Annotated in this window: 17 protein-coding genes and 3 tRNA genes; 16 read left to right on the forward strand and 4 right to left on the reverse strand. The window is 45.5% G+C overall.

Features of this window, described 5'->3' with window-relative positions; all coding sequences use genetic code 11:
* Window positions 1-11: 11 nt before the first annotated feature.
* The 9 genes from JEU20_RS00660 (at window position 12) to JEU20_RS00700 (ending at window position 7,743) form a co-directional block, all read left to right on the forward strand.
* Window positions 12-464, forward strand: coding sequence for a hypothetical protein (locus JEU20_RS00660; protein ID WP_198243062.1), 453 nt, complete (start codon window positions 12-14; stop codon window positions 462-464).
* A gap of 17 nt (window positions 465-481) precedes the next feature.
* A complete protein-coding gene (locus JEU20_RS00665; RefSeq protein WP_198243064.1) occupies window positions 482-754 on the forward strand; it encodes a hypothetical protein in 273 nt (90 codons plus the stop codon).
* A gap of 163 nt (window positions 755-917) precedes the next feature.
* Window positions 918-1,835, forward strand: a complete 918-nt coding sequence (gene cysK / locus JEU20_RS00670) for a cysteine synthase A (protein ID WP_198243066.1) — start codon at window positions 918-920, stop codon at window positions 1,833-1,835.
* A gap of 26 nt (window positions 1,836-1,861) precedes the next feature.
* Entirely contained in the window at window positions 1,862-2,014 is a 153-nt protein-coding gene (locus JEU20_RS00675; protein ID WP_198243068.1) for a hypothetical protein, read from the forward strand.
* Window positions 2,015-2,233: 219 nt separating this feature from the next.
* Window positions 2,234-4,384, forward strand: a complete 2,151-nt coding sequence (locus tag JEU20_RS00680) for an adenosylcobalamin-dependent ribonucleoside-diphosphate reductase (protein WP_198243070.1) — start codon at window positions 2,234-2,236, stop codon at window positions 4,382-4,384.
* Between the two features lie 28 nt (window positions 4,385-4,412).
* A complete protein-coding gene (locus JEU20_RS00685; protein ID WP_198245752.1) occupies window positions 4,413-5,099 on the forward strand; it encodes a TSCPD domain-containing protein in 687 nt (228 codons plus the stop codon).
* Window positions 5,077-5,937 carry an MOSC domain-containing protein gene (locus JEU20_RS00690; RefSeq protein ID WP_245395040.1) on the forward strand — a complete coding sequence of 287 codons (861 nt, stop codon included), beginning with the start codon at window positions 5,077-5,079 and terminating at the stop codon, window positions 5,935-5,937. Before JEU20_RS00685 ends, JEU20_RS00690 begins: the two co-directional genes overlap by 23 nt.
* 35 nt (window positions 5,938-5,972) lie before the next feature.
* Window positions 5,973-6,815, forward strand: a complete 843-nt coding sequence (locus JEU20_RS00695) for a motility protein A (RefSeq protein ID WP_198243072.1) — start codon at window positions 5,973-5,975, stop codon at window positions 6,813-6,815.
* Window positions 6,805-7,743: an OmpA family protein gene (locus JEU20_RS00700; RefSeq protein WP_198243074.1), complete on the forward strand. Its 939-nt coding sequence runs from the start codon at window positions 6,805-6,807 to the stop codon at window positions 7,741-7,743. Before JEU20_RS00695 ends, JEU20_RS00700 begins: the two co-directional genes overlap by 11 nt.
* Window positions 7,744-7,771: 28 nt before the next feature.
* Here the strand turns inward: JEU20_RS00700 and lpxH are convergent, their stop codons facing one another.
* Together lpxH and JEU20_RS00710 are read right to left on the reverse strand one after the other, a co-directional pair.
* On the reverse strand, window positions 7,772-8,500 hold the full coding sequence (gene lpxH, locus JEU20_RS00705) for a UDP-2,3-diacylglucosamine diphosphatase (protein WP_198243076.1): 729 nt from the start codon (window positions 8,498-8,500) through the stop codon (window positions 7,772-7,774).
* Window positions 8,501-8,879: 379 nt separating this feature from the next.
* The gene (locus JEU20_RS00710) at window positions 8,880-9,461 is read right to left on the reverse strand and encodes a peptidylprolyl isomerase (RefSeq protein WP_198243078.1); all 582 of its coding nucleotides are present in this window, start codon (window positions 9,459-9,461) and stop codon (window positions 8,880-8,882) included.
* A 115-nt stretch (window positions 9,462-9,576) separates the two neighbouring features.
* Between JEU20_RS00710 and cysS the strand changes: the two genes are divergently transcribed.
* The 5 genes from cysS to JEU20_RS00735 all read left to right on the forward strand — a co-directional run bounded on the left by cysS (window position 9,577) and on the right by JEU20_RS00735 (window position 11,946).
* The gene (cysS, locus tag JEU20_RS00715) at window positions 9,577-10,962 is read left to right on the forward strand and encodes a cysteine--tRNA ligase (RefSeq protein ID WP_198243080.1); all 1,386 of its coding nucleotides are present in this window, start codon (window positions 9,577-9,579) and stop codon (window positions 10,960-10,962) included.
* A 14-nt stretch (window positions 10,963-10,976) separates the two neighbouring features.
* Entirely contained in the window at window positions 10,977-11,606 is a 630-nt protein-coding gene (gene fchA, locus JEU20_RS00720) for a methenyltetrahydrofolate cyclohydrolase (RefSeq protein WP_198243082.1), read from the forward strand.
* Between the two features lie 90 nt (window positions 11,607-11,696).
* A tRNA-Pro gene (locus tag JEU20_RS00725) sits at window positions 11,697-11,773 on the forward strand.
* Window positions 11,774-11,779: 6 nt separating this feature from the next.
* A tRNA-Arg gene (locus JEU20_RS00730) sits at window positions 11,780-11,856 on the forward strand.
* Between the two features lie 14 nt (window positions 11,857-11,870).
* Window positions 11,871-11,946 (forward strand) — tRNA-His (locus tag JEU20_RS00735).
* Between the two features lie 237 nt (window positions 11,947-12,183).
* Here JEU20_RS00735 and JEU20_RS00740 read toward each other — a convergent pair.
* Together JEU20_RS00740 and JEU20_RS00745 are read right to left on the reverse strand one after the other, a co-directional pair.
* A complete protein-coding gene (locus JEU20_RS00740) occupies window positions 12,184-14,322 on the reverse strand; it encodes a YgiQ family radical SAM protein (RefSeq protein WP_198243084.1) in 2,139 nt (712 codons plus the stop codon).
* Entirely contained in the window at window positions 14,319-15,125 is an 807-nt protein-coding gene (locus JEU20_RS00745; protein ID WP_198243086.1) for a spermine/spermidine synthase domain-containing protein, read from the reverse strand. The genes JEU20_RS00740 and JEU20_RS00745 overlap by 4 nt, the downstream gene beginning before the upstream one ends.
* Window positions 15,126-15,189: 64 nt before the next feature.
* Between JEU20_RS00745 and JEU20_RS00750 the strand changes: the two genes are divergently transcribed.
* Together JEU20_RS00750 and JEU20_RS00755 are read left to right on the forward strand one after the other, a co-directional pair.
* Window positions 15,190-16,491 carry an MATE family efflux transporter gene (locus JEU20_RS00750; protein WP_198243088.1) on the forward strand — a complete coding sequence of 434 codons (1,302 nt, stop codon included), beginning with the start codon at window positions 15,190-15,192 and terminating at the stop codon, window positions 16,489-16,491.
* A 59-nt stretch (window positions 16,492-16,550) separates the two neighbouring features.
* Entirely contained in the window at window positions 16,551-16,955 is a 405-nt protein-coding gene (locus JEU20_RS00755; RefSeq protein ID WP_198243090.1) for a ketosteroid isomerase-related protein, read from the forward strand.

The raw sequence follows: 16,955 nt of genomic DNA on the forward strand, positions 1-16,955 counted from the left end.
AGAGGATGGGTATGAAAAAAGAAAAAAAATTATTTGGACCTTTTAGTGTTATTGTCGCTCTCTGTTATAGTAATTTAGCCTGGGCGGCTGAAGATGTCGATTTTGAAATTTCAATATGGCCCTTTGTGTTGCTCATTGCTGTTTTGATTGTCTTCAGAAAAAAAATCATTGCCGAATCAACTGTACACCATGCTGAGGGCGAGGGGGCTGAGGTTGCGAAAGCAGTTGCGCCGTCTCAGGCATCGGTCGCTGACAATACTGTTACATCAACTGTTGAGGCCGACAATATTATTGATTTAACTCAGAATGTGGAACAATGTCAGGGGACAACAGCAAAAGGTACGCGCTGTAGTCGAACTGCAAATTTGGAGACGATTGTGGTTAAAGTCGATAATAAACAATACCGGTTTTTGACCTGTAAGCAACATAATAATGAAGGCTTTACCCCTTTTCATTTTAGATAAACACCAGGAGAATAATGATGGATATTAAAAAAGAATTTGAAGAAATTGCCGAAAAATTAAAACAAGAGCGTGATGAGTTAAAAGTCCAATTACATTTAGCCTCAATGGAGGTTAAAGAAGAATGGGAAAAGGCCGAGAAAAAGTGGGAAAAGGTGGCTGACGTGATTGAAGATGTTGCCGATGACACCAAAGAAACCGCTGAGGACGTGATTGAAGCGGCTAAAGTTATCGGTGATGAATTGAGTGCAGCCTATAAACGGATTACCGAACGATTAAAACACGATTCGTAATGAAAAAAAGGCTGGTATCACCACACCTTTTGCATAATGCCGAAGGCGGGAATGATACCAGCTCATACTATCTCCGTTCGATTTGATCCAGATAAAAACCAGTAAGTTCCCCGCCAAGCTTTTTTCAGATTTAAAAAATGACTTAAATTTTAAGGATCATGCTATGAAAAACTACGAAAGTATTGCACGTCTAATTGGCAATACCGCATTAGTCAAATTAAACAAAGTCGTTCCCAAACACGCCGCCGATGTTTTTGTTAAGCTGGAATCTCGTAATCCGGGCGGTTCAGTTAAAGATCGGATTGGATTGGCGATGATACAAGCGGCCGAAAAATCGGGTCAGCTGAAGATGGGTGGGACAATTATTGAACCGACCTCAGGCAATACCGGTATTGCGTTAGCCATGATCGCCGCGCAAAGAGGGTATCGATGTATATTGACTATGCCGGAAACCATGTCGATTGAAAGGCGGCGCTTATTGGCCTTATTTGGTGCTGAAATCGTGTTAACACCGGGAGCGGATGGGATGAAAGGCGCTATTGCCAAGGCAGAGCAACTCTGTCAACAAACACCTGCAGCGTTTATGCCGCAACAGTTTGAAAATCCGGCTAATCCCGAAATTCATCGCCAAACTACTGCCCAGGAAGTTTGGTCAGGGACGGATGGTAAAGTCGATGCCTTCGTGTGCGGTGTAGGTACGGGCGGAACGATTTCAGGCGTTGCCGATGTCATCAAAAAACGCAAAGCCAGCATTGAAATTGTTGCGGTAGAGCCAGAAGAATCTCCGGTTATTTCAGGGGGTAAACCCGGGCCACATAAAATTCAGGGTATTGGCGCTGGATTTATTCCTGAAAATCTGGATGTTGAGTTGATTGATAAAGTTGAATTGGTTCATACTGAGCAAGCGTTTGCCATGCGAAAACGTTTGTTTGAAGAAGAAGGCATTATGGCTGGCATTTCATCGGGAGCGAGTGTTTTCGCGGCTATTCGGGTGGCGCAGCGCTTAGGTGCAGGGAAAACGGTTGTGACTGTTATTCATGATACAGGGGAACGTTATTTAAGTATGGCTGAAGAAGGTTAACTTCTCACTCGGCTATATCTCCACGTTTGAACAATACCCCATCCCGTAGCTCTCTTGTTTTACCGATGATGGTGTTGAAACGCCATCATCAGCAAAAAATAAACCTCGGCATGCCAAATTTCATTGGCAAAAAGTATAAATCGGCAAGTAGTGCGGCTTCGTTTTTGAATCGTAAATAAGATCGGATTCTGTAAGTACCGGAATTTAAAAAAGACCATCGTTTTTTTGAATAAAGAGAGCGATGGTTTTTTTATATTTTTTTGAATGCATGCAAAAAATACTATATATTGTGTCTACGTTCTCAAAAATACACTATATGTAGATAACATCGTTTTTTTGTTTTGGCGATGTAAAGCTTTGTATTCTCTGAAAAACTCTGGAAAAAAGGATCTAAATCAATGACCGCACAGCTTCATGTGGTAAGAAATACCGTCACTGAAATTCCGTTGCAAGATGCATCTTTGGATATTTGGGATGCAAAATATCGATTGAAAACCAAAGATGGACAACCGGTTGATAAAACGATTGATGATACTTACAAACGCGTTGCCAAAGCGCTTGCCGGTGTTGAAAAAACCAAGGCTGAACAGGAAAAATGGTACAAAGAATTTCTCTGGGCATTGCGACAAGGTGTGATTCCAGCGGGGCGGATTGTATCCAATGCTGGTGCTCAGGAGCATAAGCCTGCAACCTCGACCATCAATTGTACGGTTTCCGGTATCATTCAGGATTCAATGGATGATATTTTAGCTAAGGTACACGAGGCGGGCTTGACCCTGAAAGCCGGTTGCGGCATCGGTTATGAGTTTTCAACGCTGCGTCCGAAAGATGCCTATGTTTCAGGGGCCGGCGCGTACACCTCCGGGCCATTATCGTTTATGGATATTTACGACAAAATGTGTTTTACCGTATCGTCGGCCGGCGGTCGCCGCGGTGCGCAGATGGCAACTTTTGATGTAGCTCATCCAGATGTTGTTGAATTTATTCGAGCTAAACGTGAAGATGGGCGTCTGCGTCAGTTTAACCTGTCCTTGTTGATCACACGGGAGTTCGTTGAAGCTGTCAAAAACGATAAAGACTGGCCGCTGTCTTTTCCGGTGACTGAAAAAGAAGTTAAATTAGACAAACTGGATTTAAATGACGCCCAACAGATTGTTTGGCGCGACCTGCCTAATAAAGCCGGCTACATCGTCAATGACAAGGGCCTGGTGGCTTGCCGTATTACGAAAACACTGCCTGCGCGTCGGTTGTGGGACATCATCATGTCTTCGACCTACGATTATGCTGAGCCCGGCTTTATTTTGATTGATAAAGTCAATGAGATGAATAATAACTGGTTCTGTGAAAATATTCGCGCGACCAATCCCTGTGGTGAACAGCCCTTGCCGCCTTATGGAAGCTGTCTGTTAGGTTCGATCAATCTGACCCGTTTTGTGGAAAAACCATTCACGGCGGAAGCTGGGTTTGATTGGGAAGGTTATCGTAAAGCCGTGCGTATTTTTACCCGCATGCTGGATAATGTCGTCGAAATCAATGGACTACCTTTAGAGAAACAACGTCACGAAATCACTCATAAGCGTCGGCATGGCATGGGCTATTTAGGACTGGGCTCGACCGTCACTATGCTGGGTATGAAATATGGCGATGAATCTTCATTGGAATTCACCGAAGAAGTCACTAAAATCATGGCGATAGAAGGCTGGAAGATGGGGTTGGCTTTAGCGCAGGAAAAAGGCCCTGCACCCATTATGGATGAGGTGTTTACGGTAACCGGTGAAATGTTGCATAAACGGCCGGAAATGGTCAAAGATGGCTATAAAGTCGGCGATAAGGTTCCGGGCAAGGTGCTGCATGCAAAATATAGTCGCTATATGCAGAAACTGGCCGAAGCCGAGCCTGAATTGGTCGAAGCATTAAGCGAAGTCGGCAGTCGTTTTACGCATCACAGCTCGATTGCACCAACCGGTACCATTTCCCTGTCGTTGGCGAATAATGCCAGCAATGGTATCGAACCGAGTTTTGCGCATCATTATTCGCGCAACGTGATTCGGGAAGGGAAAAAATCGAAAGAAAAGATTGACGTATTTTCCTTTGAATTACTGGCGTATAAAGAACTGATCAATCCAGATGCGATGCCATTCAGTGAAGATCCTGCACAGAAACTGCCGGATTATTTTATTTCGGCTGATGATGTTACTCCTAAACAGCATGTCGATATTCAGGCGGCAGCGCAAAAATGGATAGACTCGTCTATCTCTAAAACCGCTAATGTGCCGACCGATTACCCTTATGAAGATTTTAAAGATATTTATCAATATGCCTATGATCAAGGCCTAAAAGGCTGCACCACATTCCGGTTTAATCCAGAAGTATTCCAGGGCGTACTGGTCAAGGAGAAGGATTTGGAAAATACCACCTATCAATTTACTCTAGAAGATGGGCATGTGGTTGAACTGAAAGGCAATGAGGAAGTGGAATATGATGGCGAAGTGCATACCGCCGCGAATTTGTTCGATGCTTTGAAAGAGGGTTATTATGGAAAGTTCTAAGGCAGATATAAAGCAGGATGAAGAAGCCATGACACATAAGATCACTAAAAAAATCGTTAGCTATAAAGTTTTGACCGACGAGTCGAAAGCAAATGCGGCGAACAATGAAGTACTGCAGCCTGAATTGGAAAGCATGCATGAAAAAATGGAACGGCCTGAAGTATTACTTGGCTCGACCTACAAAATTAAAACCCCCCAGTCTGAGCACGCTTTGTATATCACGATAAATGATATGATTTTGAATGCAGGTTCGGAACATGAAGAGCGAAGACCTTATGAAGTGTTTATTAATTCCAAAAATATGGAGCATTTTCAATGGGTTCTAGCCTTGACGCGGGTTATTTCTGCCGTCTTTCGCAAGGGTGGTGATGTGTGCTTTCTAGTGGAAGAGCTGAAAGCTGTATTCGACCCGAAAGGCGGCTATTTTAAAAAAGGTGGCGTTTTTATGCCTTCACTGGTGGCTGAAATCGGTTGTGCGATTGAATCGCACATGAAACATATCGGTATGATTAAGCCCGATGAACTGTCCTCCAGCCAAAAAAAGTTTTTGGCCGAAAAACGGAAAGAATTCGAAGCCAAACATGGCACAAGCGGAGGGGAAGACAATAGTTTTCCAGAGCAGGCTGTACTTTGCGCAAAATGTAATACCAAAGCGATGGTATTGATGGATGGCTGTATGACCTGTTTGAATTGTGGCGACAGTAAATGCGGATAATGTGATGGTGGCTGGCATTATCTTGCAACAGATGTTTGTTTATCCTGTGAAATCGCTGGCCGGTATCGAAGTATCGACCTGGCCAGTCGATAAAACGGGCTTTCGGCATGATCGACAATGGATGCTTATCGACCAGGAAAACCGTTTTTTGAGTCAGCGCCGTTTGCCAAAAATGGTTCTGATTAAACCGGAGTTGTCTGATGCTGCCTTGCAATTATCCGCGCCTGGAATGACGCCGATTCAGATTCCGTTACAACCTGAAACGGCTGACACAGTGGCGGTGGAAATATGGCATGATCACTGTCAGGCTGTTCTGCTGGAGCAAAAGGTCAACCAATGGTTTAGTGATTTTTTAAAAATCGACTGCCGGCTGGTTTTCCATCCACAGCAGGCCGTACGGCCGGTGGACCCGGCTTATGCAGCGCCTACAGATCAAGTCGCCTTTGCCGATGGCTTTCCGTTTCTTCTATTGTCACAGGCCTCATTAGATACCTTGAATCACGCCATGGGATTATCGTTACCCATGATCCGGTTCCGACCTAACTTAGTTATATCCGGTTGCAGCGCCTATGCTGAGGACAGCTGGCGTAAAATTCAGATTGGTGATATTAGTTTTCGTTTACCTAAGCCGTGTTCGCGTTGCGCTGTTCCCACCATTGATCCAGCCACGGCAGAACGTAGCTCGGAGCCGATGCAAACTTTACAAAAGACTAGAAAATGGCAAAAGCATGTTTACTTTGGTCAGAATGCGCTGCATGACAAAAGTGGGCGATTGACGGTCGGCATGCCGGTCGATGTGATAAAAACAGGCCCGGTTCAGCCACCGCTGACAATATAAGCACTTAAAATACGCATTATGCTATGCTTTAACGCATGGATAAGTATCGATTATTCCCCCCACTTTTCAAGCAAACGCCGGCCATTAATTATTCGACCGCAATCGGCTTAGCGCTGAGCATTATTTTATTGCTGTTTATTGTCTATTATGCCGCCAATACGCCAGAAATCTTTATCAATATTTCAGGGCTGGTGATTGTCCTCGGGGGGACATTGGCGGCTGTTTTCCTGAGTTATCCCTTGCGTGACATCAAACAGGGCATTAAATCCATTCGGCAGATTATTTTTTATGAAAGCCTGAACCCCCAGCGCGAGGTCGATGAAATCGTCGCTGTCGCTAGAATGTGGTTTCAGCGCGATAAAATCGCCATCGAAAATACCATCGATACGATTCAGAATCCCTATCTGAAAACCAGTTTTCAACTGATTGTCGATAATGCGCCGCTGGATGATATTTTAGCCTTATTGAAATGGCGGATTGCCAGATTGCGTGCGAAAGAAAAAGCCGAAGCCAGCATATTTCATAGCCTGGCCGCCTTCTCGCCGGCCTTTGGTATGTTGGGTACGTTGATTGGGTTGATCAATATGCTGGAAGTTATTGAAGTCAAAGAAATTCATTCCATTACCGCTAATATGGCTATTGCCTTGACGACAACGCTCTATGGGCTGTTGCTGGCTAATCTTGTGTTTAATCCGATTGCAATTAAATTGGAACGGCGTACAGAGCAACGCATCATGATTATGAGCATGATTATGGAAGGTGTCGCCTTAATTGTAGAAGGGCGTACGCCTTCGTTTATTCGAGAAACCCTGAACTCTTTTGTCGCCCAATACGATAACGAATTACATCAGGACAGCTTAGATTTTTATGATGACTGAATCGGACAAACAACATCATCTTGCTTCTGCCTTGGCTTTGGATGACTGGCTGGATGAGCCGGATGGCCGACCTACCCAAAACTGGCTGCTGACCTATATTGATGTGTTTGTGCTGATTGTCATGTTGGTTGTCGTGTTGATTTCCTTAAGCCACTTCGAGACACAAACGAAAAAACCTGAAAAAAAATTTATAAAACAAGGCGCGACGGTTAAAAAACACCCTGAAACGACAATCAAAGGTGTTAAAACTAAATCTCTTGTTGCTAAGAATAGCGTGCAACCGGATCACAAGACGCCGAAACGCGAAACGACAACGCAAAGATCTCCAAAACCGTCGCTAACGATTAAAAAACTGCCTGTAGCTACTGTGCCGGTTGTTAAGCCAATGAAACAGAAGACTGCGCAGGCGATTAAGGCCGTTGAGACACCAAAGCCTGCCAAAAAAGTTAACGCACCAGCACCCATTAAAAAAGCGGATACGGATAAAACTCAAAGGCGTTTGCAGCAAAAACTGAAGAAATTGGGTTTAGAAGATAAAATCCAGATGACGGTGTCGAAAGGGTATGCGCAGTTAAGAATACAAGACAACATCTTGTATCAATCATCCAATGCAGAATTATCGGAATCGGGTAAAGTCGTGTTAAAGCGGCTGACGCCTTTATTGCAACAATCGAAAGGGTTGATTTATATCGAAGGGCATACCGATAACCGGCCGATCAAGACAGCAAAGTTCCCATCAAATTGGGAATTAGGTGCAGCCAGAGCGACCAGTGTGCTGCACTTCTTGGCGAAACAAAATATTGACCCAGCAAGAATGCGGGCGGTTACCTTTGCCGATACACAGCCGATTGCCGATAACAGCACCGAAGAAGGCCGGCAAAAAAATCGGCGGGTGAATATTGTTATCAAGGTTTCAGATGAGGATTAAGCCCGTAATGGCTTATGTGATTGTTGGGCTAATCCAGATCAATAATTGCGTAACCTCTTTCATTCCAGCGTAGATATTGCCCGGATGCAGCTGTCCAGTCGGCCAGCACAAAACGTTGTGCTGTTTCGCCATCAAGCATTATTTCGTGGACTGCGGGGCGATGCGTATGACCATGAATCAGGCGTTGGCAATCGAAGCGTTTAAGTGTTTCTATTACCGTTTGGGGGTTGACATCCATGATGTCGTCGTTTTTTTTTCGTTTATGCCAAAAACTGCGGAGGCGATACCAACGTGCCGCCAGCAATCGAAGCCAGAGCGGCTTGGATAAAACATTGCGTTGCCAATCAGGCTGGCGTGATTTTTGTCGGAATGCCTGGTAAGCCACATCATCGCTGCATAGCAAGTCACCGTGGGTGAGCAATGTTCTGACACCAAACAAATCAATGACATGGTAATCGCCCAGTAATGTCACGCCGGTTTCTCGGGCAAATGCCTGTCCGATTAAAAAATCCCGGTTGCCGGCCTGAAAATACACCGCAACGCCGGTGTCGGTCAGTTTTTTTAAGGCTCTTTTGATAGCTGGGTTGGGAGGAAGATTATCATCATCGCCGATCCAGCTATCAAATAAATCGCCGAGAATATACAACGCATTGGCTTGGCTGGCGGTTTCCTGCAAAAATGACAGAAACCTGCGCGTAATCTCTTTTTTTTCTACGGCAATGTGTAAATCGGAAATAAATAAAATATTCGGGTTCAACGGCTTATCCGGAAATTGGGTGGAAACAAAATAATGCTTGGCACGCCTGCCCGGGAACTGCCATTAAGTCAAGGATGGGTGGTTCGACTGCCTGGGTGCAGAACAACAGGCTGTTGCAGAGAGGCGATAGCTAAAAAACCGTCATTCAAACTCAAAGCCTTCCTTAACAGTATCTACTCACCCCCTCTAAAAAGCAGGTGTAGGTTGTTGATTTATCAGGCTTGCATAACAGGGATGTTATGCAGAACTACATGGATGTATTCACGTGTCCTGATAAATCAATGACCTACTCCGGCTAAAACACAACCGGGTGAGCAGTTACCCTTAACATTAAAAACACTTGACTTAATGGCAAAGTCAAAACGGGAAAAAGCAAAGCTTACTCAACAATTTCAGCTTTCTCAATAATAATGTCTTCAACCGGAACATCCTGATGCATTCCCCGATTGCCGGTTTCAACATCTGCCATTTTATCAACCACTTTCATGCCTTCAACGACTTTACCGAAGACCGCATAGCCCCAGCCATTTGGTGTAGGGCTGCTATAGTTTAAAAAGTCATTATCTTTTAAATTGATAAAAAATTGTGCCGTTGCCGAATCAGGATTCGGTGTGCGCGCCATAGCGATGGTGCCACGTTCGTTTTTTAAGCCATTATCTGCTTCATTTTTAATCGCTTCATGGGTGCTTTTTTGCTCAAAATTCTGGTCAAAGCCGCCGCCTTGCGCCATAAATCCGGGGATGACGCGATGAAAAATAGTGCCGTCATAAAAACCTTCTTTGACGTAACGCAGAAAATTGGCGACGGTTTCCGGCGCTTTTTCCTGGTCTAGTTCGATGACGATTGCACCAAGGTTTGTCGTGAGTTTTACTTTAGGTGTGTTGTCTGACATTTGAATTTCCGTTGCGAATGAAAAGGTTGAAAACAGGCAAAACATTAGAGAAAAAATCAAAATACGCATGCAAATCCTCCAATGAATATGCAAAAGATAAGATTCTATTGGTTTTCTGCTTGAAAGAGAAGCCCGAATCTTGGTAAATTGGTGAATTATTTTCGCTGCAGGTAGTAAAGCTCAGATGCTGAAGATTTATAACACCCTTACGCGTCGTAAAGACGTTTTCACCCCGCGTGTTCCAGGAAAGGTTGGCATGTATGTGTGTGGTATGACCGTTTATGATTATTGCCATATCGGTCATGCTCGGGTCATGGTTGTGTTTGATGTGGTGGCGCGTTATTTTCGCTATAGTGGATATGACTTGACCTATGTGCGTAATATTACCGATATCGACGATAAAATCATTCAGCGCGCGCATGATAATCAGGAGGATTTTACGCAGCTAACCGAACGCTTTATTCAAGCCATGCATGAAGATGAAGCCGCTTTAGCAGTTTTGTCGCCAGATTTAGAACCCCGAGCTACTCAATCCATGGATGATATTATTCGCATGATTATGCAATTGTTCGAGCAAGGTTTGGCTTATATCGGTACGAATGGCGATGTGTTTTATGCCGTGGACAAGTTTAAAGACTATGGTCAACTGTCGGGCAAACGACTGGAAGAATTGCAAGCAGGAGAGCGGGTGGAAGTTGATACCGCTAAACATAATCCATTCGACTTTGTACTGTGGAAAAAAGCCAAGCCTAATGAGCCAGCCTGGAACTCGCCTTGGGGCCGGGGGCGGCCAGGCTGGCATATTGAATGTTCGGCCATGTCCACCTGCTGTTTAGGCAATCATTTCGATATTCATGGTGGTGGTATGGACTTGCAATTTCCGCATCATGAAAACGAAATTGCCCAGTCAGAAGGTGCGACCGGCGAAAAATTTGTCAATGTATGGATGCATAACGGTTTTGTTCGCGTTAATGAAGAAAAAATGTCCAAATCGCTGGGTAATTTTTTCACCGTGCGCGAGGTGCTAAAGCAATATCGCCCCGAAGTCATTCGCTTTTTTATCCTGAGCAGTCATTACCGCAGTCCGCTTAACTATTCCGATGAACAGTTAGACGAAGCGCAAGCTGCATTGACTCGGCTTTATACCGCTTTGCGTGGTATTGACAGCGATGCCAGTACATCATTGGATGATGAAAAAGTTGAACGCTTCAAGCAGGCGATGGATGATGATTTTAATACGCCGGTTGCCTTATCGGTGCTTTTCGATCTGGCACGGGAAATCAATAAATCGCATGATTCAAGCGAAAAACAAAAACTGGCGCATACCTTGAAGCATTTAGCTGGCGTATTGGGAATTTTGCAGGAAGAGGCAGAAGCTTTTCTGCACGGTGGGCAGACAGATTCTGCCTTGAGCGAGCAGGAAATTGAAGCCCTCATTCAACAAAGACTGGAGGCTAAGCAGGCTAAAAATTGGGCCGAGGCCGATAAAATCCGTGATCAGCTTAAAGCGCAAGGTATTGTACTGGAAGATGCACCGGGTGGAAAAACAACCTGGCGACGTGAACGATAATGGAAAACACAAATATGAATGAAATTACGCAACAGACCTTAAGTGAGTTTTTAGACAAACTGGCCAGCCGCGATGCAACGCCAGGCGGTGGTAGTGCGGCGGCCATTATGGGTGCGCAATCAGCGGCATTGACCAGCATGGTTTGTAACCTGACGATTGGAAAGCCGCAATACGCTGAAGTTGAAGCCGATATGCAGGCGTTATTACAAAAATCGGAGCGATTGCGCCAGCAATTGACCGATATGATCCAGGCCGATGTCGATGTGTTCAATGAATTGATGGCATGTTACCGGCTACCAAAAAATACCGAAGCTGAAAAAAACGAACGCAGCCAAAAAATACAGGCTATTTTAAAACAAGCGACACAAGTCCCACTCGATTGCGCTAAGGCCTGTGCCGAGGCTATTGAGATCAGCCAGATCGCTGCTGAAAAAGGTAGTTTAGGGGTCATCAGTGATGCCGGTGTTGCGGTTATGGCCGCCTATGCCGGCCTGAAAAGCGCGGCTTTGAATGTTTATATCAATATTGGCAGTTTAAAAGATCAGGATTTTGCACAACAAAAAAAATCGGAGATGGAAGCTATTCTTGATAGCGCTTCGATTAAAAGTGAAGAAATCTATCAATTGGTCAAAAATAAATTATAAAAGGGTATTGACGATAAAGAGCATATGGCGTATTATAGTCGCTCTTCACAGGGTGGCCTTGGGGCCATCCTCTTTTAGGAAGGTTCATTTCGGGGTATAGCGCAGTTTGGTAGCGCGCCTGCTTTGGGAGCAGGATGTCGGGGGTTCGAATCCCTCTACCCCGACCAAGATTTGCGCTTGTAGCTCAGTTGGATAGAGCAACGGCCTTCTAAGCCGTGGGTCGCAGGTTCGAATCCTGCCAAGCGTGCCAAAAAAATCATTATGGTGAGCGTAGCTCAGTTGGTAGAGCCCCGGATTGTGATTCCGGTTGTCGTGGGTTCGAGCCCCATCGTTCACCCCATCTTTTCCATTATCCTTTTTCTTCTTTTTCATAAAAGTGACAATAAACTATCGAGCTGAATATATTTTAGTTTCGCAATAGTTGTTTGTGTGCCGTCTTGAGCAGTACTGCATATGCGTCGATTATCCTTAGCATCATTGAAGGTGTGGGATATTTATTTCGGCATCTTTCAGCTTAATCTGTAAATTAATCCCATTCTCCAGCTTGATCATCGGCTCTTATTTTAGCCGCTGTGTCTTATGTCCGTTTTCGAGCCTTATGTCGGCTGCGCTGGCGTGACTTTTTGGGATTAAAATCGGTGTACTTGGTTTTGAATGGGCGTGTTTTTTGCGTACGTGACTCACCGGTTTTGGGTTGGAAGGATGGAATCAAATGCTGTTTACCATTGCCAATAAGGTCGGCGCGGCCCATTTTCTTTAAGGCTTCTCGTAATAATGGCCAGTTTTTGGGGTCGTGATAACGTAAAAAGGCCTTGTGTAAACGGCGTTGTTTAATGCCTTTGGGAATACTGATATTTTCCGCATTGTGGCTGACTTTGCGCAGCGTATTTTTCTCGGAATGGTACATTGCCGTCGCAACCGACATGGGAGAGGGCAGAAAGGCTTGGACCTGATCGGCGCGAAAACCATTGCGTTTCAGCCATAAGGCCAGGTTGAGCATGTCTTTGTCTTCGGTGCCAGGGTGGGCGGCGATAAAATACGGAATCAGATATTGTTCTTTACCGGCCTGTTTGGAAAATTTATCAAACATTTGCTTAAAGCGGTCATAGGTACCCATGCCTGGCTTCATCATCTTGGATAATGGGCCTTGTTCTGTATGTTCAGGGGCAATTTTAAGATAGCCGCCGACATGGTGGGTGACCAGTTCCTTGACATATTCCGGTGATTCGACCGCCAGGTCGTAGCGCAGGCCGGAGGCAATAAAAATTTTCTTGATGCCCGGCAGTTTTCGTGCCCGACGGTACAGTTTGATTAGGGCAGAATGGTCGGTGTTCAAGTTTGGACAAATGCCAGGATAAACACAGGATAGCCGACGACAGGATGATTCGATTTCAGGGTCTTTGCAGGCCAGTCGATACATATTAGCTGTCGGTCCGCCCAGGTCAGAAATGTGACCGGTAAAATGGGGGGATGTGTCCCGGATGGCTTCAATTTCACGGATGATTGAGTTTTCCGAGCGGCTTTGAATAATCCGCCCTTCATGTTCCGTAATAGAGCAAAAGGTGCAGCCACCAAAACAGCCGCGCATGATGTTGACCGAATGCTGGATCATTTCAAACGCCGGAATATTCGCTTCGCCATAGTGCGGGTGTGGCAAGCGGGAATAGGGCAGGTCAAACACGCCATCCATTTCCTTAGTAGTCAGCGGTATGGCCGGTGGATTGACCCAGATTTCGCGGCTGCCATGTCGTTGAATCAAGGGGCGTGCATTGCCTGGATTGGTTTCGCCATGCATTACGCGTGAGGCATGGGCATACAGTACAGGGTCCTGTTTGACCTGATCATAATCGGGCAGGCGAATGACTGTTTGTGCCCGCTTCTGATTGGGGATGACGCGGTGAAACTGAATGACTTTTTCACCGTTTTCGACGGCATCCGTTTTTTGGCTGCACGCTGGTTGCGCCTGATACGGGTTGATTTGTGACGACAGCGGACCAGGTTTGTCGATTTGGCTTGAGTCTTTCACAACCCAGCCGGTGGGGATTTTTTTGACAAAATGTACCGTGCCCCGGATCCCTTTCAATTCCGATACGGCTTCACCTTGAGCTAAGCGGTGGGCGATTTCGACAATCTGGCGTTCGGCATTGCCGTAAACCAGTAAATCAGCCTTGGAATCCATTAAAATGGATTTACGCACTTTATCTGACCAGTAATCATAATGCGCAATCCGGCGTAGGCTGGCCTCAATGCCACCAATGATGATGGGGACATCCTTAAACGCTTCACGGCAACGATGTGAATAGGCATTGACCGCACGATCAGGCCGTTTCCCCGCTGCGCCATGGGCGGTATAAGCATCGTTAGAGCGAATTTTTTTATCCGATGTATAGCGGTTGACCATGGAGTCCATGTTGCCGCCGGTGACGCCAAAAAATAGGTTAGGGCGTCCTAAGCGGCGGAAATCATCGGCGCTGTGCCAGTCGGGTTGCGAAATAATACCTACCCGAAATCCCTGGGCTTCCAGTACACGGCCGATAACAGCCATGCCGAAGCTTGGGTGGTCGACATAAGCGTCGCCGGTAACCAAAATAATGTCACAGGCTTCCCAGCCCAGTTCTGCCATTTCATCCTGGCTCATCGGTAAGTGTGGGGCGATACCAAAACGTTCTGCCCAGTATTTACGGTAGCCAAAAAGATAAGGCGCGGTCTGTGTCATGGTGTAAAAACCCGATTAAAAATTTTAGTATTGTTGCGTTTAATATCGTGAATAAAGGTTGGAAACTCCAGTTGATACGTGAGTTCCAATTGCAAGGCTTTTTGTTGGGTCGCCTTAAAGCTGGGCTTGGTCATGCCATCATTGAACGCAAAACCAATGATATTACCGCGTTTGCGGACAGGCAGAAATACAATACGCCAGTCGAATACGCGGCCAAGATTCCAGGCCACTTGCTGGAACAGGTCCTTGTTTGTACCCCATAAATTGATGGCCAGCATACCCTCATGGGTAAGCAATGTTTTGCAGCCATCAAAAAAACGTTCGCTACTGACTTCAGGTGCCATACCTTCATGATCAAAGGCGTCAATCATGATCAGGTCATGCTGTTGCGCATTTTCGAGGCTTTGCCGACAGACATATTCGGCACCACAGCCTATTTTAACTTTAAGGCGTGAATCAAAGGGCAAGCCAAAGTGACTCCGGGCAACTTTCAAAACGCCGCGGCGATATTCCACTACCTTGATTTTGCAGTCGCTAAATTGTTGCAACAGATATTTGGTTAAGGTGCCACCGCCTAAGCCTATCATCAAAATATCGCGAGGCGCATCATTAAACAACAGCAGTCCCATCATGGCACGGGCGTAAAGCGAGTGCAGCCGGTCGGGGTCTGATAATAATTGCGTGCTTTGGCGGGAAGGCGAACCAAAATGCAGAGATCGGATGCCATCAGTATCGACAACTTCTATAACGCCTTCTTCATCGTGTATTTGATACACCAGTTGGCCGTTATATTTATAAGACATAAAACACAATCATTCGTTTCAAAACGGTGTTATACTTTGTTTCCTTAAAACAACGGGGTAAACATTGCAACATCGGTCTATTTTGCGATTAGCTGCGCCGATTATTCTTGCCAATATTTCTACACCTTTGTTAGGGCTAGTGGATACGGCAGTACTGGGGCATTTGGATTCCGCCCGCTTTTTAGCGGCAGTTGCCCTGGCTGGGGTGATTTTCAATTTTATTTATTGGGGATTCGGTTTTTTACGCATGGGTACGACCGGAATAGTGGCGCAAGCGGCCGGTCTTGAGCAAACATCGGAAGTTAAGGCCTGTTTATTGCGCGCCTTGATGACTGCATTGATGCTTGCAGGGATTATACTTTGGTTCCGGCATGATTTGGCGCGATGGGGCTTTTATTTGTTGCATGGTCCGGTGGAAGTTGAAGCGTTGGCCGGGCAATATTACCAAATTCGCATCTGGAGTGCGCCGGCCACCTTAAGTCTTTATGTGTTGACCGGCTGGTTTTTGGGGTTGCAGAATATGCGTGCACCATTATTGATCGTATTGGTCACGAATGGAATTAACATTATGCTGGATTTTATGCTGGTCTATCATTGGCAACTGGGCGTCAAAGGCGTTGCTTTGGCCTCTGTGATTGCAGAGTTTTGTGGTCTGCTGACGGCGCTGGCAATATTATTGTCTTACCGGCATTATTTGGCCATCAGATTGAGCCGGGAAATATTGTTCAATACGCAAAAACTTAAACAATTGCTGCGTATTAATTCTGATTTATTTATTCGCACCTTATGTTTGATTTTTGCCTTTGCATTTTTTATCGCACAATCGACTCGATTGGGTGAAATCGTTCTGGCGGCCAATACGGTGTTGATGAATTTTCAGACCTTTATGGCCTATGCATTGGATGGTTTTGCGCATGCCGCAGAAGCCTTGGTCGGTCGTGCCATAGGGCAGAGAAACAGAGCAGCGTTTCGAGCTGCGGTCAACAGTGCGGCGCTTTGGTCTTGTGCCGTCGCCTTGGGGTTTTGTTTCGTTTATGCCATATTTGGCGATAGCATCATTCAATTATTGACCAGTTTAAGTCCGGTACAACATGCAGCAATGGCTTTCTTGCCTTGGGTGGTGCTCATGCCCTTGCTTGCATTTTTAAGCTATTTGTTTGATGGCGTTTTTGTCGGTGCAACCTGGTCGCGGGCGATGCGGAATATCATGTTGTTTTCGGTGTTTATCGTTTTCTTGCCTGCTTGGTATTTCAGTTGGGATTATGGCAATCAGGGCTTGTGGGGCGCGATGAGTGTTTTTATGTTGAGCCGTTCGCTGCTGATGGCCTTTGTTTATAAACGCTTTGGTTTGAAAACAATACACTGAAATCAAGGCCTGATTATGGCAAAATAGCGCCTTTTTAAAATCTGCATGAGAGAAAATAAATGGAACAGGCAATTGCATTGATCAAACGTTATTATCAAGCTTTCAATGATGGCGATATGGCGACTTTCATCAGTCTTTTAAGTGATGATGTTATTCATGATATCAACCAGGGTGGCCGCGAATGTGGCAAAGAAGCCTTTGCGCGTTTTATGGAAAAAATGAATTATCATTACAAAGAGCAGCTCGTGGATATGGTTATCATGGCAAATGCAGGCGGAAGTCGGGCTGCGGCTGAATTTGTGGTGTTAGGCGAATATTTGAATAGCGATGAAGGCTTACCGGAAGCCCGTGGTCAAAAATACCGCTTACCAGCGGGCGCATTTTTCGACATACGCGACGGTAAAATCGCGCGTGTGACCAATTATTACAATCTGCAAGACTGGATTGCCCAGGTTTCACAATAA

This window comes from methane-oxidizing endosymbiont of Gigantopelta aegis (assembly GCF_016097405.1).
Lineage (GTDB): Bacteria > Pseudomonadota > Gammaproteobacteria > Methylococcales > Methylomonadaceae > Methylomarinum.